Origin of the sequence: Streptomyces sp. DvalAA-14, from assembly GCF_900091855.1 — a bacterium.
Classification (GTDB): Bacteria; Actinomycetota; Actinomycetes; order Streptomycetales; family Streptomycetaceae; genus Actinacidiphila.
Genome location: NZ_FMCH01000655.1, coordinates 1 through 18,946, shown reverse-complemented (window position 1 = coordinate 18,946; position 18,946 = coordinate 1). Strand labels below are relative to the sequence as shown.

19 protein-coding genes and 1 pseudogene are annotated in these 18,946 nt (G+C 72.2%); 16 read left to right on the top strand and 4 right to left on the bottom strand.

What is annotated here, in order from left to right; translation table 11 throughout:
- Nucleotides 1-424: 424 nt before the first annotated feature.
- The gene (locus GA0115240_RS34820; RefSeq protein ID WP_033173914.1) at nucleotides 425-724 is read left to right on the top strand and encodes a DUF4193 domain-containing protein; all 300 of its coding nucleotides are present in this window, start codon (nucleotides 425-427) and stop codon (nucleotides 722-724) included.
- 103 nt (nucleotides 725-827) lie between these two features.
- Nucleotides 828-1,532, top strand: a complete 705-nt coding sequence (locus GA0115240_RS34815; protein ID WP_370673408.1) for a hypothetical protein — start codon at nucleotides 828-830, stop codon at nucleotides 1,530-1,532.
- Between the two features lie 52 nt (nucleotides 1,533-1,584).
- Here GA0115240_RS34815 and GA0115240_RS34810 read toward each other — a convergent pair whose 3' ends face one another.
- Nucleotides 1,585-2,049: a DUF3093 domain-containing protein gene (locus GA0115240_RS34810; RefSeq protein WP_093743085.1), complete on the bottom strand. Its 465-nt coding sequence runs from the start codon at nucleotides 2,047-2,049 to the stop codon at nucleotides 1,585-1,587.
- 147 nt (nucleotides 2,050-2,196) lie between these two features.
- On the opposite strand from GA0115240_RS34810, the gene GA0115240_RS34805 reads away from it, so the two are divergent.
- The 8 genes from GA0115240_RS34805 (at nucleotide 2,197) to GA0115240_RS34770 (ending at nucleotide 9,628) form a co-directional block, all read left to right on the top strand.
- On the top strand, nucleotides 2,197-2,802 hold the full coding sequence (locus tag GA0115240_RS34805; protein WP_176725256.1) for a PaaI family thioesterase: 606 nt from the start codon (nucleotides 2,197-2,199) through the stop codon (nucleotides 2,800-2,802).
- Nucleotides 2,799-3,329, top strand: a complete 531-nt coding sequence (gene dut / locus GA0115240_RS34800) for a dUTP diphosphatase (protein WP_093743083.1) — start codon at nucleotides 2,799-2,801, stop codon at nucleotides 3,327-3,329. Before GA0115240_RS34805 ends, dut begins: the two co-directional genes overlap by 4 nt.
- Nucleotides 3,330-3,331: 2 nt before the next feature.
- Nucleotides 3,332-4,117, top strand: a complete 786-nt coding sequence (locus GA0115240_RS34795; protein WP_093743080.1) for a DUF3710 domain-containing protein — start codon at nucleotides 3,332-3,334, stop codon at nucleotides 4,115-4,117.
- Nucleotides 4,118-4,301: 184 nt separating this feature from the next.
- Complete coding sequence (locus tag GA0115240_RS34790) at nucleotides 4,302-5,033, top strand: ABC transporter ATP-binding protein (RefSeq protein WP_093743079.1); 732 nt, start codon at nucleotides 4,302-4,304, stop codon at nucleotides 5,031-5,033.
- Nucleotides 5,034-5,182: 149 nt separating this feature from the next.
- Nucleotides 5,183-7,723 (top strand): sensor histidine kinase, encoded by a 2,541-nt coding sequence (locus GA0115240_RS34785; protein WP_093743077.1) that lies wholly within the window; start codon nucleotides 5,183-5,185, stop codon nucleotides 7,721-7,723.
- 41 nt (nucleotides 7,724-7,764) lie between these two features.
- Nucleotides 7,765-8,448 carry a response regulator gene (locus GA0115240_RS34780; RefSeq protein WP_093743076.1) on the top strand — a complete coding sequence of 228 codons (684 nt, stop codon included), beginning with the start codon at nucleotides 7,765-7,767 and terminating at the stop codon, nucleotides 8,446-8,448.
- Nucleotides 8,449-8,479: 31 nt separating this feature from the next.
- Complete coding sequence (locus GA0115240_RS34775; protein ID WP_093743074.1) at nucleotides 8,480-8,878, top strand: OB-fold nucleic acid binding domain-containing protein; 399 nt, start codon at nucleotides 8,480-8,482, stop codon at nucleotides 8,876-8,878.
- Nucleotides 8,879-8,989: 111 nt separating this feature from the next.
- Nucleotides 8,990-9,628, top strand: coding sequence for a DUF3159 domain-containing protein (locus tag GA0115240_RS34770; RefSeq protein ID WP_202452047.1), 639 nt, complete (start codon nucleotides 8,990-8,992; stop codon nucleotides 9,626-9,628).
- 49 nt (nucleotides 9,629-9,677) lie between these two features.
- On the opposite strand, the gene GA0115240_RS34765 is transcribed toward GA0115240_RS34770, so the two are convergent.
- The gene (locus GA0115240_RS34765) at nucleotides 9,678-10,358 is read right to left on the bottom strand and encodes a potassium channel family protein (RefSeq protein ID WP_093743069.1); all 681 of its coding nucleotides are present in this window, start codon (nucleotides 10,356-10,358) and stop codon (nucleotides 9,678-9,680) included.
- Nucleotides 10,355-11,026 carry a potassium channel family protein gene (locus GA0115240_RS34760; protein ID WP_093743067.1) on the bottom strand — a complete coding sequence of 224 codons (672 nt, stop codon included), beginning with the start codon at nucleotides 11,024-11,026 and terminating at the stop codon, nucleotides 10,355-10,357. The genes GA0115240_RS34765 and GA0115240_RS34760 overlap by 4 nt, the downstream gene beginning before the upstream one ends.
- 230 nt (nucleotides 11,027-11,256) lie before the next feature.
- Here GA0115240_RS34760 and GA0115240_RS34755 point away from each other — a divergent pair, with 230 nt between their 5' ends.
- Nucleotides 11,257-13,335 (top strand): APC family permease, encoded by a 2,079-nt coding sequence (locus GA0115240_RS34755; protein WP_093743065.1) that lies wholly within the window; start codon nucleotides 11,257-11,259, stop codon nucleotides 13,333-13,335.
- Nucleotides 13,336-13,462: 127 nt separating this feature from the next.
- The gene (locus tag GA0115240_RS34750; protein ID WP_093743063.1) at nucleotides 13,463-14,800 is read left to right on the top strand and encodes a class I SAM-dependent RNA methyltransferase; all 1,338 of its coding nucleotides are present in this window, start codon (nucleotides 13,463-13,465) and stop codon (nucleotides 14,798-14,800) included.
- A 27-nt stretch (nucleotides 14,801-14,827) separates the two neighbouring features.
- Here GA0115240_RS34750 and GA0115240_RS34745 read toward each other — a convergent pair whose 3' ends face one another.
- Nucleotides 14,828-15,391, bottom strand: a complete 564-nt coding sequence (locus tag GA0115240_RS34745) for a DUF1697 domain-containing protein (RefSeq protein WP_093743061.1) — start codon at nucleotides 15,389-15,391, stop codon at nucleotides 14,828-14,830.
- Between the two features lie 289 nt (nucleotides 15,392-15,680).
- On the opposite strand from GA0115240_RS34745, the gene GA0115240_RS34740 reads away from it, so the two are divergent.
- From GA0115240_RS34740 to GA0115240_RS34725, 4 genes and pseudogenes are all read left to right on the top strand, one after another.
- Nucleotides 15,681-17,051: an AAA family ATPase gene (locus GA0115240_RS34740; protein WP_237555461.1), complete on the top strand. Its 1,371-nt coding sequence runs from the start codon at nucleotides 15,681-15,683 to the stop codon at nucleotides 17,049-17,051.
- A pseudogene (locus tag GA0115240_RS34735) lies at nucleotides 17,048-17,377 on the top strand (nucleotide pyrophosphohydrolase); the annotation flags it as partial. The gene GA0115240_RS34740 and the pseudogene GA0115240_RS34735, both read left to right, overlap by 4 nt.
- Before the next feature lie 267 nt (nucleotides 17,378-17,644).
- Complete coding sequence (locus GA0115240_RS34730; RefSeq protein ID WP_093743057.1) at nucleotides 17,645-18,049, top strand: DUF6099 family protein; 405 nt, start codon at nucleotides 17,645-17,647, stop codon at nucleotides 18,047-18,049.
- A gap of 33 nt (nucleotides 18,050-18,082) precedes the next feature.
- Nucleotides 18,083-18,946, top strand: an 864-nt coding sequence (locus GA0115240_RS34725; protein WP_093743055.1) for an LLM class F420-dependent oxidoreductase, incomplete at its 3' end; no start/stop codon positions are given.

Below are 18,946 nucleotides of genomic sequence, written 5' to 3'. Positions count from 1 at the left end.
CTGTGAACCGTGTCACTTCCGACCCGTGCGTCACAGCGGTCCGGATCGGCTCGTGTTCGCTTTGCGAGTAATTTCAGGGTCTGTTCTCGGCCGGTACGGATGGTGATCGACCGCACACGGACGTCGTACAACAGGTACTCTCGGTGATCGCCAGACCTGGGAAAAGGACCGGAAAATCCATGTTTCCCCAGGTCATGATCACGGGAAGTACACGTGGAGGCGCCCGTGCGGGACGGTTTCCCAACCGCCACGGATCATGATCGGCCACCCTCGTCATCACCTCTTCGGGGGCGTCATCGGGTGTCGATCGAGTAACGGGCCTTGATGTGAGGCAAAATCTCCGCCTCAGGTCGGGCACAAGTCCGGCCTCCCGCGCGTTACGTGCGCTGGAGACACCACAGACACCCACAGGGGGAGAGCGAAAATGGCTACGGATTACGACACCCCACGCAAGACCGACGACGACGTCAATGAAGACAGCATCGAGGAGCTGAAGGCCCGGCGGAACGAGAAGTCGACCTCCGCGGTCGACGTCGACGAGTTCGACCAGGCCGAGTCCCTGGAGCTGCCCGGCGCCGACCTCTCCAATGAGGAGCTGTCGGTCCGCGTGCTGCCCCGGCAGGCGGACGAGTTCACCTGCATGAGCTGCTTCCTCGTTCACCACCGGAGCCAGCTGGCCTCGGAGAAGAACGGGAACCCGATCTGCCGCGACTGCGCGGCCTGATCCGCGGGCGCCCGTGACCGGCTCGCCGGAACGACACGAGGGCGACGAGCGAGGCCGTGCGGCCTCGCTCGCGGCCACTGCAGCGCGCTCCATCGGCCGCGGCGTGACAGGCGGCGTCCGCTGGGGCGGCCGGTTCGCCAAGGTCGGCGTCGGCTCGGTCGCCGAGCGGCTGCTCGACACCGCGCCGCGGATCCCGGTCCGCGACCTGGCGACCCTGCGCAAGCAGTTCCCCGGGCTCGGCCCGGAGGACATCGCCGACCGGCTCACCGCCGCGGCGGTCAGGGGCACCATGACGGTCGGGGCCGGCGTCGGCGCCGCCGCGATGCTGCCCGCCCCACCCGCCATACCCGCCGAACTGGCCACCGAGACCCTCGGCGTCGCCGCCGTGGAATTCAAGCTGATCGCCGAACTGCACGAGGTCTACGGACTGCGCGTCCCCGGCACCGTCAGGGAGCGGGCCACCGCCTACCTCTGGTCCTGGACGGAGCAGCGCGGCATCGACGTGCTGAAGCCGACCACCGTCAACGTGGCGCTCGGCAGCAGCATGAAGCGGGAGCTGCGCCAGCGGCTGCTGCGCCGCTCCCTGCGGCACACCCCCTCGCTGACCCCGTTCATGGTCGGCGCCGCGGTGGGCGCCTTGATGAACCGGCGCGACACCCACAAGCTCGCCGAGCGCGTACGCCGGGACCTGCGGGCCCACCAGCTGCCCTGGCCGGACCCCGAGCCGGACCAGCCGGCGCTGCCCGCCGCCCCCGACCCGGGCAGACCCCGGCCGGAGCTGCCCGGCAGCGGCGAGGGCCAGGACTGACCGCGCACCACCCACGACCGGAGGGCGAGCCGCCCGGACCCAGCGGCACCCCCTAGCGGGCCGCCGTCCTGACCGCCGCCAGCGCGTCCGCCAGCCGCTGCGGGGACCGCGTGGACAGATAGACATACGGCGTCGGATCGGTCGGATCGATGATCTCGACCTTCAGCGCGGTCGGCACATACGAGCGCATCAGCATGAAGGCCCGCGGATCGGCCTTGTGCGACCGCCAGGCCACCGTCTCGGCCGGATCCAGCACCACGGCCTCGCCGAGCGCCTCCAGCGGGATCCGGGCCTTGCCCGCCATCAGCGAACCGGCCACCACCCTGATCCGCGCCGAACCGTAGGAGCTGACGCCCATCATCGCCAGCGCGGAGCCGCCCACCAGGCCGGCCAGGATCGGCAGCGGCCCGAAGGGGAAGAGGATCAGCGCCATCGCGACGCCGATCCCGATGGCGAGGACCCACCACATGCGCGGCACGGTCAGGCGTTCGTCGTAAGGCTCCGGGGCACCAGGCATGGCACAAGGGTGCCATGCGCACCTGTGCCCTCCGCCGCGCGGGCGCGCCAGCAGCCGGGTGACGCGCACCGGCCGCCCGGAAGGGCGGCAGAAGGGCGACCGGACACCGGAAGGGAAAGGATCGCGCAGGAGGGTAGGGTCTCCGGCGTGAGTGCAGCCACGACATCCGCGAGCGCCGGCCGGCCGGGCCTGACCCCGCCGCCTGACGCCACCGCGCCCGTACGGCACCCGGACGCGCCCGCGCCCGGTGAGCTGCTCGGCGCGCACTACGACCAGTGCTTCGGCTGCGGCGGCGGCCAGCCGCACGGACTGCACCTGGCGGCCAGGGCCGGCGAAGGCGTCGCCGTCACCGCCGAGTTCACCGTGCAGGCCGCCCACCAGGGCGCCCCCGGGCTGGCCCACGGCGGAGTGCTCGCCGCCGCCCTGGACGAGACGCTGGGCTCGCTGAGCTGGCTGCGCCGTGTCATCGCGGTCACCGGCCGGCTGGAGTCGGACTTCCTGCGGCCGGTGCCGGTCGGCGCCACCCTGCACCTGGCAGCCCGCTGCACCGGCGTGGCCGGCCGGAAGATGTACGCGAGCGCCGAGGGCCGGATCGGCGGCCCCGCAGGCCCGGTCGCGGTCCGCGCCGAAGCGCTGTTCATCGAGGTCAAGGTGGACCACTTCACCAGCAACGGCCGCCCCGCGGAGATCGAGGCCGCGATGGCGGACCCGGACCAGGTGAAGGTCGCGCGCGCTTTCGAGGTGAACCCGTGAGCGCGCGGCGACCGCCGGTGGACGTGCTGCTGAGGCGACTGGACGCCGCCGTGCCGGTCCCCGCCTACGCCCACCCGGGAGACGCCGGCCTCGACCTGAGCACCACCGAGGCCGCGGAGCTCGCCCCGGGCGAGCGCACGGTGCTGCCCACCGGGATCTCGATCGCGCTGCCCGACGGCTACGCGGCCTTCGTGCACCCCCGTTCGGGCCTGGCCGCCCGCTGCGGGGTGGCGATGGTGAATGCCCCGGGAACGGTGGATGCCGGGTACCGTGGGGAAATCAAGGTGATCGTGGTCAATCTCGACCCGCGCGAGACCGTCCGGTTCGAGCGGGGCGACCGGATCGCACAATTGGTCGTCCAGCAGGTCGAGCGGGTCCGCTTCCACGAGGTCGCGGAGCTGCCCGGCTCTGCCCGGGCCGCGGGGGGCTTCGGTTCCACGGGGGGTCACGCCGCGGTGGAGCCGCCGTCGGCCGACACGTCCAGCAACGGATACGCATCGGTCCTCAGCGACCGGGAAGGACAGTGACCGTGTTCCGTCGTCGCAAGGAGCGCGAAGACGCCATCGACGAGCTCGACGAGGCCGAGGGCCTGGACGGGCCGGCGGAGGACGCCGAGGATACCGGGGAGGAGCCGGACGGCTCCGGGGAGTCGGTGCGCTACAACCTCCCGTCCGCCCCGCGGCCGGACGGCCCCTGGGACGCGGCTGAGATCCAGGAGCCCGGCGAGGGCCGGGTGGACCTCGGCGGTCTGTTCGTCCCCGGGGTCGACGGCATGGAGCTTCGCGTCGAGGTGGCCGGTGAGTCCATCGTCGCCGCCACTGTGGTGCTGCGGGACAGCGCCGTGCAGCTCCAGGGCTTCGCCGCTCCCAAGTCCGAAGGCATCTGGGGCGAGGTGCGCGACGAGATCGCGTCCGGCATCACCCAGCAGGGCGGCATCGTCGACGAGATCGAGGGCCCGCTGGGCTGGGAGCTGCGCGCCCAGGTCCCAGTACGGCTGCCGGACGGTACCAACGGTGTGCAGCTGGTGCGTTTCGTCGGCTGCGACGGCCCGCGCTGGTTCCTGCGCGGGGTGATCTCCGGCCAGGGCGCGGTCCAGCCCGCCGCGGCCGGGGTGCTGGAGTCGATCTTCCGCGACACCGTGGTGGTGCGCGGCGAGGCTCCGATGGCCCCGCGCGACCCGATCGTGCTCAAGCTGCCGAACGACGCGCAGATGGTGCCGGACGGCGCCGCCCCCGCGGAGCAGGCCGAGCCGTCCAAGTTCGGCGACGGGATCGACCCGCTGCGCCGCGGACCGGAGATCACCGAGCTGCACTGAGGCGGGCGCGGGTCCCGGACCGGAGTCCGGACGGGACCGGTGCGCGCGGGCCGAACAGGGCCGGTACGACCGGCCGCACGCGGCCGCACGGATGTGGGGAACAACCGCCCGGCCGCCGATCCGTTCGGCGGCCGGGCGAGTCATCCGGCCCGGTCACCCGGCGGGCCACGGCGGGGAGGGACGTATGAGCGAGCAGTCCATCGGGCAGGGCGGTACCGCCGTCGCGCAGGCACCGGCCGGCGACATGGTGGTGGTGGAGGACCTGCGCCGCACCTACGGCAGCGGCGAGACCGCCGTGCACGCCCTGCGCGGCGTCTCCTTCACCGTCCCGCGCGGCGAACTCGTCGCCCTCAAGGGCCGCTCGGGCTCGGGCAAGACCACCGTGCTCAATCTGGTCGGCGGCCTGGATTCGCCCGACGGCGGGCGCATCACCCTGGACGGCACCGATCTGGCGGGCCTGGCCGACGACGACCTGCTGGCCCTGCGCCGCGACCGCATCGGCTTCGTCTTCCAGTCCTTCGGACTGATCCCGATCCTCACCGCCGCCGAGAACGTCGGCGTCCCGATGCGCCTGCGCAAAGTCCCGGCCCGGGCCCGCGACGAGCGCGTCGACCTGCTGCTGTCCCTGGTCGGGCTGTCCGACCACGCCAATCAGCGCCCCGGCGAGCTGTCCGGCGGCCAGCAGCAGCGGGTGGCCATCGCCCGGGCGCTGGCCAACAGCCCGGTGCTGATCATCGCCGACGAACCCACCGGCCAACTCGACGCGGACACCGGCCTCGCCGTCATGGACCTGCTCCGCGCGGTCGTCCGCAGCGAGGGCGTCACGGCCCTCGTCGCCACCCACGACACGCAGCTGCTGGCGCTGGCCGACCGGGTGCTGGAACTGCGCGACGGCCGCATCGTCACCGACGAGTAGCCCGTCGACAAGGGGCATCAAGACACCGTCAAGGTCAGGCTCCCGGCCGCTGGAATTACGGTATGACCGGTTCGTTCGTTCTATGGTCAACGTGAGCGCGCGGCCGGACCGCCCGGGTGAAGGGCGCGCACCGGCGGGACTATGGAGTCATGGCACGCGGCACACTGCGCATCTATCTCGGAGCGGCCCCCGGCGTCGGCAAGACCTACGCCATGCTCTCCGAGGCCCACCGGCGCCTCGAACGCGGCACCGACGTCGTGGTGGGGTACGTCGAGCAGCACAAGCGGCCCCGTACCGAGGTGATGCTGGCCGGCCTGGAGACGGTCCGCCGCAAGGACCTGGACTACCGCGGCAGCGTCTTCAGCGAGATGGACGTCGACGCGATCCTGGCCCGCGCCCCCGAGGTCGCCCTGGTGGACGAACTGGCCCACACCAATGTGCCGGGCTCCCGCAACGCCAAGCGCTGGCAGGACGTCGAGGAGCTGCTGCGGGCCGGCATCGACGTGGTCTCCAACCTCAACATCCAGCACCTGGAGTCGCTGGCCGACGTGGTCGAGTCGATCACCGGGGTGCTGCAGCGCGAGACGGTGCCCGACGAGGTGGTGCGCCGGGCCGCCCAGATCGAGCTGGTCGACATGTCGCCGCAGGCGCTGCGCCGCCGGATGGCGCACGGCAACATCTACGCGCCCGACAAGGTGGACGCGGCGCTGTCCAACTACTTCCGGCCCGGCAATCTCACCGCGCTGCGCGAGCTGGCCCTGCTGTGGACCGCCGACCGGGTGGACGAATACCTGCAGACGTACCGCGCCGACCAGGGGATCTCCGCCGCCTGGCAGGCCCGCGAGCGGATCGTGGTCGGCCTGACCGGCGGACCCGAGGGCCGCACCCTGATCCGCCGGGCCGCCCGGATGGCGGCCAAGGGCTCCGGCAGCGAGATCCTCGCGGTGCACATCGTGCGCAGCGACGGCCTCGCCTCGGCCTCCGCCAAGGAGCTCGCGGTGCAGCGCACCCTGGTCGAGGACCTCGGCGGCTCCTTCCACCACGTCATCGGCGACGAGGTGGTCGACGCGCTGCTGGACTTCGCCCGCGGCGTCAACGCCACCCAGATCGTGCTCGGCACCAGCCGCCGCAAGACCTGGCAGTACGCCTTCGGGCCCGGCGTCGGCGCCACCGTCGCCCGTGAGTCCGGCGACATCGACGTCCACATCGTCACCCACGAGCAGGCGGCCAAGGGCCGCGGACTGCCGGCCGCCCGCGGCGCGAAACTCGGCAGATCCCGGGTCGTCGCCGGCTGGCTGACCGGTGTCGCCGGGCCGATCCTGCTCTCGGTGCTGCTCACCCACTGGCACCCCGGCATGAGCCAGGCCACCGAGCTGCTGCTGTTCCTCACCTTGACGGTGGCCGCCGCCCTGGTCGGCGGACTGCTGCCGGCGCTGGTCTCCGCGGTGGGCGGGTCGCTGCTGCTGAACTGGTACTTCACCCCGCCCCGGCACTCCTTCACCGTCGCGCAGCCCGAGAACGTCATCGCGATCGCGATCTTCGTGGTGGTCGGCGCGGCCGTCGCCTCGGTGGTGGACCTGGCCGCCCGGCGCACCCAGCAGGCGGCCCGGCTGCGGGCCGAGGCCGAGATCCTGTCGCATCTGGCCGGCAGCGTGCTGCGCGGCGAGAGCAGCGTGCGGGCGCTGCTGGAACGGGTCAGGGAGTCGTTCGCCATGGAAGCGGTGGTGCTGCTGGAGCGGGACGACGAGAACGCCGGCTGGCACTGCGTGGCCGCCGTCGGCGGCACCCCCTGCATGCGCCCGGAGGACGCCGATGTGGAGGTGCCGGTCAACGAACGGCTGGCGCTGGCGCTGACCGGCCGGATGCTGCCCGCCTCCGACCGCCGGGTGCTGTCCGCTTTCGCCGCGCAGGCGGCGGTGGCGCTGGACCGCGAGCGGCTCGCCGACGAGGCCGGGCGGTCCCGGGAACTGGCCGAGGGCAACCGGATCCGCACCGCGCTGCTCGCCGCCGTCTCGCACGACCTGCGCACCCCGCTGGCCGGCATCAAGGCCTCGGTGTCCTCGCTGCGCTCCGACGACGTGGCCTGGTCGCCGCAGGACGAGGCGGAACTGCTGGCCGGCATCGAGGACGGCGCCGACCGGCTGGACCACCTGGTCGGCAATCTGCTCGACATGTCCCGGCTGCAGACCGGCACCGTGGTCCCGCTGATCCGCGAGGTCGACCTGGACGAGGTGGTCCCCATGGCGCTGGGCGGGGTCCCGGAGCAGAGCGTGTCCCTCGACATACCCGAGACCCTGCCGATGGTGGCCGTCGATCCCGGGCTGCTGGAGCGCGGTGTCGCCAACGTGGTGGAGAACGCGGTGAAGTACAGCCCGCAGGACACGAAGGTCCTGGTGGCCGCCAGCGCCCTCGGCGAGCGTGTCGAGGTGCGGGTGGTCGACCGGGGGCCCGGCGTGCCGGAGGGCGCCAAGGAGCACATATTCGAGCCCTTCCAGCGCTACGGCGACGCGCCGCGCGGCAACGGCGTCGGCCTGGGCCTGGCGGTCGCCCGCGGCTTCGCCGAGGCCATGGGCGGCACCCTCGTCGCCGAGGACACCCCGGGCGGCGGCCTGACCATGGTGTTCACCCTGCGGGCCGCCACCGGCGGGGCCCCGTCCCGCCCGCGACTGCCGGCGTCGGCGACCACATGACCGCCATCTTGCCAACGAGGGTGATCAAGGAGAGGACAACGATGTACCGGGTGCTCGTGGTCGACGACGAACCGCAGCTCGTCCGCGCTCTGGCCATCAATCTGCGGGCCCGGGCCTACGAGGTGGACGCGGCCCACGACGGTGCCACCGCGCTGCGCGTCGCCGCGGCCCGCCACCCCGATGTGGTGGTTCTCGACCTCGGCCTGCCCGACATGGACGGCGTGGAGGTCATCCGGGGCCTGCGCGGCTGGACCCGGGTGCCCATCATCGTGCTGTCCGCCCGGCAGGCGTCCGACGAGAAGGTGGAGGCGCTCGACGCGGGCGCCGACGACTACGTCACCAAGCCGTTCGGCATGGACGAGCTGCTGGCCCGGCTGCGCGCCGCGGTCCGCCGGGCCGCGCCGAGCGGCCCCGAGGACGACACCGCCACCATCGAGACCGAGACCTTCACGGTGGACCTCGCCGCCAAGAAGGTGCAGCGGGCCGGCGCCGACGTCCGCCTCACCCCCACCGAGTGGCACCTGCTGGAGGTGCTGGTGCGCAACCCCGGCCGGCTGGTCAGCCAGAAGCAGCTGCTCCAGGAGGTGTGGGGGCCCGCCTACGGCACGGAGAGCAACTACCTGCGGGTCTACATGGCGCAGCTGCGCCGCAAGCTGGAGAGCGACCCGGCCAGACCGCGGCACTTCATCACCGAACCGGGCATGGGCTACCGCTTCGAACAGTGAGCCCTGCGCGGGTGGCCGGTACCCTGGTGTCATGAGTGGTTCACTCCGTTCCGACCGGCCCGCGGGCCGCTTCCGCCGCATGTTCGACCGCTTGTCCTCCTCGCAGGAGGAACTGCACTCCGAGGAACTGCAGCAGGACGCCCTCGCCACCGGCTGTACGCGGATCAGCGACTGCTCCGACCGCCAGATCGTGTCGGTCACCGGTACGCTGCGTACGGTCACGCTCCGTCCCCGGGCGGGTGTGCCGGCACTGGAGGCAGAACTCTTCGACGGATCCGCCGCGCTCGACGTGGTGTGGCTGGGCCGTCGCAGCATCACGGGCATAGAGCCCGGCCGCAGGATCATCGCCTCCGGCCGGATCTCGATGAACCGCGGGCGTCCGGTGCTGTTCAATCCCAAGTACGAGCTGCGTCCGGTCGGACAGGAGTAACAGGTGGCGTCACCAGAGAATGCGGGCTCCGCACGGCACACGGGTGCCACCCGGGAGCCGGACCCGGCGGCCGGCCCGGACCAGGAGGCGCGGGCCGTCACCGAGGCCGCGCTGTTCCAGGCGTTCGGCGGCGTACGCGGCATGGTGGAGACCACGGTCCCCGGCCTGGTGTTCGTCGCGATCTACACCGTCGACCACGACATCAAGTCGTCCGGGATCGCCGCGCTGGCGCTGTCGGTGGTGCTGGGCGTGGCCCGCCTCGTCCAGCGCGACACCCTCAAGCACGCCTTCAGCGGGATCTTCGGGGTCGCCTTCGGCGTGGTCTTCGCGATGATGTCCGGCAACGCCAAGAACTTCTACCTGCCCGGCATGCTGTACACGCTGGGCCTGGCGATCGCCTACATCGTCTCGTCCGCGGCCGGCTTCCCGCTGCTCGGCCTGATCCTCGGGCCGATCTTCAAGGAGAACCTGTCCTGGCGGAAGCGCAATCCGGGGCGGCTGCGCGCGTACACCAAGGCCAGCTGGGCCTGGGGCCTGATCCTGCTCGCGAAGTCCGCGATCCTCTTCCCGCTCTACTGGTGGGGCAACGCCACCCAGCTGGGCTGGGTCAAGGTCGCGCTCGGCATTCCGCCGTTCCTGCTGTCGGTCTACCTCACCTGGATCTTCCTGGTGAAGGCGCCGGCGCCGATCGATGTGATCGCGGAGATGGAAGCGGCCGAGAAGGCCGAGAAGGAGAAGTCGCTCACCTGACGGTGGCGCTCGCGGGGCCCGGACCGGGAGGTCCGGGCCCCGCCGCGTGTCACTCCTCGGGGGTGGACCCGCCCTGCAGGGACAGCAGGTCCTCCAGCTGTTCCTCGCGGTGCGGCGCCGCCACGAACAGCAGCTCGTCACCGGCCTCCAGCGCGTCGTCCTTCGACGGCGTCAGCACCCGGTTGCCGCGGATGATCGTGACCAGCGACGTATCGGTGGGCCACTCGACCTCCCCGACCCGCGTGCCGACCAGCGCCGCGTCCTCCGGCAGGGTCAGCTCGACCAGGTTGGCGTCGCCCTGGCTGAAGCGCAGCAGCCGGACCAGATCGCCGACGCTCACCGCCTCTTCGACCAGCGCCGACATCAGCCGCGGGGTGGACACGGCGACATCCACCCCCCAGGACTCGTTGAACAGCCACTCGTTCTTCGGGTTGTTGACCCGGGCCACCACCCGGGGCACCCCGTACTCGGTCTTGGCCAGCAGCGACACGACCAGATTGACCTTGTCGTCACCGGTGGCGGCGATCACCACATTGCAGCGCTGCAACGCGGCCTCGTCCAGCGAGGTGATCTCGCAGGCGTCGGCCAGCAGCCACTCCGCCTGCGGCACCCGCTCCACCGAGATGGACGAGGGGTTCTTGTCGACGAGCAGGACCTCGTGCCCGTTCTCCAGCAGTTCGGCGGCGATGGAACGACCCACCGCGCCGGCCCCGGCGATCGCGACCCTCATGAGTGGCCCTGCCCCTCGGGACCCTTGGCGAAGGCCGCCTCGACCGCGGCGACCCCGTCGGTGCGCATCATCACGTGCACCAGATCGCCTTCCTGGATCACGGTCTGCGACGTCGGCAGCATCGCCTCGCCGAGCCGGGTGACAAATGCCACACGAACCCCCGTCTCCTCCTGCAGCAGGCTCACCTTCTGCCCGATCCAGGACGGCGGGGTGTGCACCTCGGCGAGTTGCACGCCGCCGCTGGGGTCGCGCCACAGCGGCTCCGCGCCCGAGGGCAGCAGCCGGCGCAGCATCTGGTCGGCGGTCCACCGCACGGTGGCCACGGTCGGGATGCCGAGGCGCTGGTAGACCTCGGCGCGGCGCGGGTCGTAGATCCGCGCCACCACGTTCTCGATGCCGAACATCTCGCGGGCCGCCCGAGCCGCGATGATGTTGGAGTTGTCGCCGCTGCTGACGGCCGCGAAGGCACCCGCCTCCTCGATTCCGGCTTCGCGCAGCGTGTCCTGGTCGAACCCGACTCCGGTCACCCGGCGCCCGGCGAACCCGGAGCCCAGCCGGCGGAACGCCGTCTGGTCCTGGTCCACCACCGCGACCGTATGACCTTGCTGTTCGAGGGAGTGCGCGAGAGTGGAGCCCACTCGCCCGCATCCCATAATCACGACGTGCACGACCGTCCTTCCGGCTGCCAACGTATGCGCCTGTGCCTTGCGGTTCCTGCGGCTGCAGGTCCGAGCCGTCGGCGTACTTCAAGCGGTACGCCAAGCGTCTCAGACCGCGGCCAAAGCTACACACGTGTGCGCTGCCGCTAAAGGTTGCGCCATGGAGGGGTCACAAGTTCGCCACACTCCATAAGTCGCCCGGGCACCCGCGCATCTTGGCGATCCCTTAACATCGCGGGGTGTCCAAACTGACCGACCTGCCGAAACGGATCCTGATCGGCCGGGCGCTGCGCAGTGACAAGTTGGGGGAAACACTGCTCCCCAAGCGTCTCGCGCTGCCCGTCTTCGCCTCCGACCCGCTGTCCTCCGTGGCGTACGCGCCGGGCGAGGTGCTGCTGGTCCTTTCCATCGCGGGAGCGTCGGCCTACCACTTCAGCCCATGGATCGCGGGCGCCGTCGTCATCTTGATGTTCACCGTCGTCGCCTCCTACCGGCAGAACGTGCACGCCTACCCCTCGGGCGGCGGCGACTACGAGGTGGCGACCACCAACCTGGGCCCCAAGGCCGGGCTCACCGTCGCCAGCGCCCTGCTGGTGGACTACGTGCTCACCGTGGCGGTGTCGGTCGCCTCCGGCATCGAGAACCTCGGCTCCGCGGTGCCGTTCTTCGTCACCCACAAGGTGCTGGGCGCCATCGGCATGATCGTGATCCTCATGCTGATGAACCTGCGCGGGGTGCGGGAGTCCGGCTCCATCTTCGCCATCCCCACCTACGCCTTCGTCTTCGGCGTCTTCTGCATGATCGCCTGGGGCATCTTCAAGATCTCCACCGGGCATGTCATGCACGCGCCCACCGCGGGCTTCACCGTCCACGCCGAGTCCTCCGGCCTCGGCGGCTTCGCCCTGATCTTCCTGCTGCTGAGAGCCTTCTCCTCCGGCTGCGCCGCGCTGACCGGTGTCGAGGCGATCAGCAATGGCGTACCGGCCTTCCGCAAGCCCAAGTCCAAGAACGCCGCCACCACGCTGGCCGCGATGGGCCTGCTGGCCGTCACCATGTTCGTCGGCATCATCGCGCTGGCGATCAACACCAAGGTCCGGATGGCCTCCAACCCGGCCACCGACCTGCTCGACCACGGCCGGCCGGTCGGCGCCGGCTACACCCAGGACCCGGTCATCGCCCAGGTCGCCGAGGCCGTCTTCGGCCACAACTCGATCCCGTTCATCTTCCTGGCCGCCGTCACCGCCCTGGTGCTCTTCCTGGCCGCCAACACCGCCTACAACGGCTTCCCGGTGCTCGGCTCGATCCTGGCCCAGGACCGCTACCTGCCGCGCCAGCTGCACACCCGCGGCGACCGGCTGGCCTTCTCCAACGGCATCGTGCTGCTGGCCGGCTTCGCCTGCGTGCTGGTCTACATCTACGGCGCCGACTCCACCCGGCTGATCCAGCTCTACATCGTCGGCGTCTTCGTCTCCTTCACGCTGAGCCAGATCGGCATGGTCCGGCACTGGAACCGCCACCTGCTCACCGAGACCGACCCCGGCAAGCGCCGCCACATGCACCGGTCCCGGGGGATCAACGCCTTCGGCGCCTTCCTGACCGGCCTGGTGCTGGTGATCGTGCTGCTCACCAAGTTCACCCACGGCGCCTGGGTCGCGGTGCTCGGCATGGTCGTCTTCTACGGCACCATGACCGCGATCCGCCGCCACTACACCCGGGTCGCCGAGGAGATCGCCGCCGAGGACGAGCCCGGTGACGACTACGTGCGGCCCTCCCGGGTGCACTCCATCGTGCTGGTCTCCAAGCTGCACAAGCCCACCTTGCGGGCCCTGTCCTACGCCAAGCTGATGCGCTCCGACAGCCTGGAGGCCCTCAGCATCAACGTCGACCCCGAGGACACCAAGGTCCTCCAGGCGGAATGGCAGAAGCACGGTGTGGACGTGCCGCTGAAGGTCCTGGACTCGCCCTACCGCGAGATCACCCGGCCGATCATCGACTACGTCAAGGGGCTGCGCCGCGACAGCCCGCGCGACGTGGTCAGCGTCTACATCCCCGAGTACGTCGTCGGCCACTGGTACGAGCACCTGCTGCACAACCAGAGCGCGCTGCGGCTCAAGGGGCGGCTGCTGTTCACCCCCGGGGTGATGGTCACCTCGGTGCCGTGGCAGTTGGAATCCTCCGAGCTGGCCCGGGTCCGGGCCCGGCGCCGGGCCGACTGGAACGCGCCCGGATCAATCCGGCGCGGCCCGGTGGGGCCCCCGTCGCTGCCCAGGAGCCGGGAGCACAGCGAGCCCGGCGGGACGGCGGAGGGGAAGAAGTAGCGCTCCCGCGGCCGGGAAGAGCGGCGGGCGCGGAGAGGCAGGGGCGCGGCGACGTAGACTGGTCGGCTGGCGCCGCCGGACCGCCCAACCCGCGCGCATCCCGTCACCAGCCCAGGAGCAGTCCCGTATGCAGACCGAATCCGCCGCCTCGCTCGGCTCGCTCGTCGGCCGTGAGCACGAGGTCGAGGTCGGCCCGGTGGCACACGGCGGCCACTGCGTCGCCCGCACCGAAGCCGGCCAGGTGCTCTTCGTCCGGCACGCGCTGCCCGGCGAGCGGGTGGTGGCCCAGGTCACCGAAGGCGAGCAGGGCGCGCGCTTCCTGCGGGCCGACGCGGTACGGGTGCTGACCGCCTCCAAGGACCGGGTGGCGCCGCCGTGCCCGTACTCCGGCCCCGGGCGCTGCGGCGGCTGCGACTGGCAGCACGCCGGCCCGGGGGCCCAGCGGCGGCTGAAGGCCGCGGTGATCGCCGAGCAGTTGGCCCGGCTGGCCGGACTCACCCCGCAGCAGGCCGGCTGGGACGGGACCGTCGCCCCCGCGCCGGGGGACAAGGTGGCCAAGGGCGAGGTGCCGGCCTGGCGCACCCGCGTGCAGTACGCGGTCGACGCCGACGGCCGAGCGGGGCTGCGCAAGCACCGCTCGCACGAGGTCGAGGTGATCGACCACTGCCTGATCGCCGCGCCCGAGATCGAGGAACTGGGCGTCGAGGCCCGCTCCTGGCCGCAGATCGCCGCCGTGGAGGCCATCGCGGCCACCGGCTCCCACGACCGGCAGGTCATCCTCACCCCGAACCCCGGCGGCCGGCTGCCGATCGTGGAGCTGGACCGGCCGGTGTCGGTGCAGCGGATCGGGGAGCGCGACCACGCGGTGCACCGTGTGCACGGCCGCCCCTTCGTGCGGGAGCGGGCCGTCGGCCGCACCTGGCGGGTCGGCGAGGGCGGCTTCTGGCAGGTCCACCCGAAGGCCCCCGAACTGCTGGTGGAAGCGGTCATGCAGGGCCTGATGCCGCGCAAGGGCGAGATGGCGCTCGACCTCTACTGCGGGGTCGGCCTGTTCGCCGGCGCCCTCGCCGAGCGGGTCGGCGACCGCGGCGCCGTCCTCGGCATCGAATCGGCCAAGCGCGCGGTCGAGGACGCCCGGCACAACCTCCAGGACCTGGACCGGGTCCGCATCGAGGCGGGCAAGGTCGAGCAGGTCCTGCCCCGTACCGGCATCACCGAGGTCGACCTGGTCGTCCTCGACCCGCCCCGGGCGGGCGCCGGCCACGCCACCGTCCGCCAGATCGCCTCCCTCGACCCGCGCCGCATCGCCTACGTCGCCTGCGACCCGGCCGCCCTGGCCCGCGACCTCGCCTGGTTCGCCGAGGAGGGCTACCGCCCCATCACCCTGCGGGCGTTCGACCTGTTCCCGTTCACCCACCACGTGGAGTGCGTGGCGATCCTGGCACCGGCCGCGAAGACGTCCTGACCCCCGCCGGCCGCGCGCCGGTGCAAGCTACGCCGAGGGGCCCTCCAGCGCCTCGGACAGGGCCAGGAGCCTGGTGACCGTGTTCCAGTTCCGGAAGGTGGCGGTCAGGCCCAGCTTGCGGTCGGTGAAGAGGGCGGCGAGCCGGGAGTTCCGGATGGAGTCGGGGAAGTGGCCGTAGATCTCCGTCTGGCCGGCGCTGAACTCGTCCGGCGCGTACGCCGCCGGGTCGATCGCCGCCAGCCGGTCGAGCGGGACCGGTCCCGACAGGAACACCACCAGGAAGCGGGAGCCGTCGACCTTCTCCATCGGGAACGGGTTCGCCTCCACCACACGGCGCAGATCGGCTTCCGTGCGCACCAGCACGGTGATGGTCAGGCCCAGCTCCGCGGTGATCGCCTGCTCCAGCTCCGCCGCGAGGCGCGACGGGTCCTGCCCCTCGTGCGCGAAGACCGCGTTGCCGCTCTGGAGGTGGGTGCGGACCTCGGAGCCGCCGATGCCGGCGATGAGTTCGCGCAGCGTCGCCATCGGCACCCGGTTGTTGGGCCCGACGTTGATGCCGCGCAGCAGGGCGATGTAGCCGGTCGTGGTCACCGGCGTCACGCTACCGGGGGGCGCCGGGGGCGGGTCGCTTTCTGCGTGTTCCTTGCTTGCTGAATTCCGGGCTTGCTGATTCCGGCCGGGCGGGGTGCCGGGGGCAGGGGGTGCCGGTGTGCCGGGGGTGCCCGGCTGGGCGGCTGGGCGGCTGGGCGGTGAGGTGCGGTATCCGCTGATCCGTACCTTTTCCAGGGTTGACGCGAGTCATGCCTGATGTCCCTCGTTCGAGGGACGGTGAGGCCGCTTGAACGGTTCGGCACCCCGACAGGTCGTTACCTTCGCCGCCATGAGCACCGCGCAGCACCGTCCCGTCGTCACCGAACTCCGGCTGTCGGCCTTCAAATCGCACCGGGGAGCGACCTTCGGCTTCGGCCCGCTCACCTTGCTCACCGGGGGCAGCGGCACGGGAAAGTCCAGCGTGCTCGAAGGGCTCACCGCGCTCGGCCGGCTCGCTTGCGGCGCCGGGCTGCACGAGGTCTTCGACGCCGTGGTGCGCGGCGGCGCCGCGGCCTGCGTGCCCCAGGGCGCCCAGCCCGACGCGCAGGGCCGCCGCGGCTTCCGGATCGGCTGCACGGTGACCGGCCCGATCGGCCCGGTGCGGCTGGATGTCGCCGTACAGGCCGAGCCGACCCTGCGGATCGTCGGCGAACGGCTGACCGGCGCCGGCGAGACACTGCTCACGACCGCGCTGCGCGACCCGTCCCGGCCCACCGTCCAGGCCGCCTGGCACACCGCCGGCGTGGTCGCCGTCACCCGCGCCCCGCTGCCCGACGACCGGCTGGCGACCGCGCTGCTGCCGCTGCGGGTCGCGGGCCGGACCGACGGGCAGCGGCTGGTGCTCGCCGCGGCCGAGCAGGTGGTGGTCGCGCTGCGCGGGGTGTTCCCGGTCGCACCGAGACCCGAGCTGATGCGGGCGCCTGTCGCGATCGGCGACGGCCGGCTCCGGGCCGCCTGCGACAACCTCTCCGCGGTGCTGGCCCGGACGGAGGGCGAGTGCGTCACCCGCCACGCGGCCCTGGTGAACGCGGTCCGCGCGGTGTGCAGCCCGCCCGTGGAGGGCCTGACGACCCTGCCCGCACTGCTCACCGGCGACGGCGAGCGGCGCGGCCCGGCGACCGGCGGCACGATCGCCGCGGTGGACCGCGGGCCCCTCGGCCTGGTGCCCATCGACCGCCTCGGCGACGGCGAACTGCGCTTCCTGGCGCTGGCACTGGTCCTGCTGACCGGCCCCGGCGTGCTGGACGTCGACACCAGTACGGAACTGCTGCCGGCCGGCCAGGTGCTGACCGTGCTGGCCGACGGGCTCGACCTCGGGCTGGATCGCCGGCAGGCCCGCGAACTGCTGCGACTGGCCGGACTGGCGGCCGCCCGCGGGCACATCCGGCTGCTGGGGACCGTGCAGGACGCGGCCTGCCTGGACGGGGTGGGGGGAGTGTCCGTGACGACCTTCGGCGCCGGGACGGTGCCGCGGCAGACACGCGTCGGGAGCGGGGGTGAGGACGGCGGACAGGGCGTGAGCGAGAGCGAGGACGGACACGGGGTCGGGGACGGGGTCGGGGACGGCGGGCCCGAGGCGGCCGAATTCGGGCTCGTGGACGAGGAGCCGGCGGACGGCCAGGGCGGCGACCGGGAAGATGAGGTAGACCAGTCCGGGTGACCGAACCACAGGACCTGGACCTCGCGGCCTTGCAGCGCCGCCTCGTCGACTTCGCGGCGGCCCGCAACTGGGCGCCGTTCCACACCCCGAAGAACCTCGCGGCCGCGCTGAGCGTCGAGGCGTCCGAACTGCTGGAGATCTTCCAGTGGTTGACGCCCGAGCAGGCCGCGGCGGTGATGGAGGACGCCGGTACGGCGCACCGGGTGCGGGACGAGGTGGCAGACGTGCTGGCCTATCTGCTGCAGTTCTGCACCGCCCTCGACGTCGATCCGCTGGTCGCGCTCGACGCGAAGATCGACCGCAACGAACTGCGCTTTCCCCGGCCGGATGGCGCGTCGGTCGGCCCGCCGGTCGGCCCGTGGGTCGGCCCGCCGGTCGATGCACCGGTCGACGCACCGGCCAGCGGGTCGCCGGACGCGTCCGCGGGCGACTCCTCGGGGGCCGCTCACTCGGACGAGTGAGCGAGTTATCCACAAGGCGTCCGTTGTCCACAGATGTGCGCCCGGCCCCTTCCGCACCGTCCGATCTCTGTCACGCTGAGTGACATCAGACGGCGGCACGGAGCTCGCCGCAGGTGCGGAAGGGGTACGGCGATGGACGCGGCACGACTGGTGGCGGAGGCGGAGCGCGCGCTGCGGGACAGCCCGCAGCCCGAGCAGGTCATCGCGGAGGCATGGCAGGCGTACGAGCTGACCGAGGCGGTGGGCCGGCTGCTGGGCGACGCGCTGGGGCAGCCGGGGGTGAGAGCGGGCCGGGCCCCGGTCGTCACGGCGGCGGGCGCGGGACCGCCGCGGGCGGCCCGGCTGAGCGGGGTGCGCGATCCGGACGGCACCCTGCGGGCGCTGCGCACCCTGCTCGGCGAGATCGGACTCACCTTGGTGGGTATCACCTGCACCGCCGACGACGAGGCGGCCTACTGGCACTGCATCGAGGCGCTGGACGCGGTGGACGAGGCGAAGGACCGGATCCGGGAGTTGGCGCGCGCCGGAGGCGATTGACGCGGGACGCCGTGGTGCGGGCAGGATGGAGGAATGGACTTGCGAATCTTCACCGAGCCCCAGCAGGGGGCGACCTACGACACGCTGCTTGCGGTCGCCAAGGCCACCGAGGACCTCGGTTTCGACGCCTTCTTTCGTTCCGACCATTTCCACTCGATGGGGGACGGGGACGGACTGCCCGGACCCACGGACGCCTGGGTCACCCTGGCCGGCCTCGCCCGGGAGACCAGCCGGATCAAGCTGGGCACCCTGATGACCGCCGGCACCTTCCGGCTGCCCGGTGTGCTCGCCATCCAGGTGGCGCAGGTCGACCAGATGTCGGGCGGCCGGATCGAGCTGGGCATCGGCGCCGGCTGGTTCGAGACCGAGCACACCGCCTACGGCATCCCCTTCCCCAAGGAGAAGCTGGCCCGTCTGGAGGAGCAGCTGGCGATCATCACCGGGCTCTGGGAGACCCCGGTGGGGCAGACCTTCGACTTCGACGGGAAGTTCTACCAGCTGAAGGACTCCCCGGCGCTGCCGAAGCCCACGCAGGCGAAAGTGCCGGTGATCATCGGCGGGCTGGGCCCCAAGCGCACCCCGGAGCTCGCGGCCCGGTACGCCGACGAGTTCAACCTGCCCTTCGCCTCGGTGGAGGACTCCGGTCTGCAGATCGGCCGGGTGCGGGAGGCCGCCAAGGCGGCCGGCCGTGACGCGGACGACCTGGTGTACTCCAACGCCCTGGTGGCGGTGGTCGGCAAGGACGACGCCGAGGTGGCCGCGCGGGCGGCGGCGATCGGGCGCGAGGTCGAGGAGTTGAAGGCCAACGGGCTCGCGGGTTCGCCCGCGGAGGTGGTGGACAGGATCGGGCAGTACGCGGCGCAGGGCGCCAGCCGCTTCTACCTCCAGATTCTCGAC

Bases quoted from the DNA above. Each gene is read 5' to 3' on its own strand.
- GA0115240_RS34750 (WP_093743063.1), top strand. From the start codon at position 13,463: ATGCAGACCGAATCCGCCGCCTCGCTCGGCTCGCTCGTCGGCCGTGAG.
- GA0115240_RS34810 (WP_093743085.1), bottom strand. From the start codon at position 2,049: ATGCCTGGTGCCCCGGAGCCTTACGACGAACGCCTGACCGTGCCGCGC.
- GA0115240_RS34730 (WP_093743057.1), top strand. From the start codon at position 17,645: ATGGACGCGGCACGACTGGTGGCGGAGGCGGAGCGCGCGCTGCGGGAC.
- GA0115240_RS34790 (WP_093743079.1), top strand. From the start codon at position 4,302: ATGAGCGAGCAGTCCATCGGGCAGGGCGGTACCGCCGTCGCGCAGGCA.
- GA0115240_RS34765 (WP_093743069.1), bottom strand. From the start codon at position 10,358: ATGAGGGTCGCGATCGCCGGGGCCGGCGCGGTGGGTCGTTCCATCGCC.
- GA0115240_RS34820 (WP_033173914.1), top strand. From the start codon at position 425: ATGGCTACGGATTACGACACCCCACGCAAGACCGACGACGACGTCAAT.
- GA0115240_RS34785 (WP_093743077.1), top strand. From the start codon at position 5,183: ATGGCACGCGGCACACTGCGCATCTATCTCGGAGCGGCCCCCGGCGTC.
- GA0115240_RS34740 (WP_237555461.1), top strand. From the start codon at position 15,681: ATGAGCACCGCGCAGCACCGTCCCGTCGTCACCGAACTCCGGCTGTCG.
- GA0115240_RS34775 (WP_093743074.1), top strand. From the start codon at position 8,480: ATGAGTGGTTCACTCCGTTCCGACCGGCCCGCGGGCCGCTTCCGCCGC.
- GA0115240_RS34780 (WP_093743076.1), top strand. From the start codon at position 7,765: ATGTACCGGGTGCTCGTGGTCGACGACGAACCGCAGCTCGTCCGCGCT.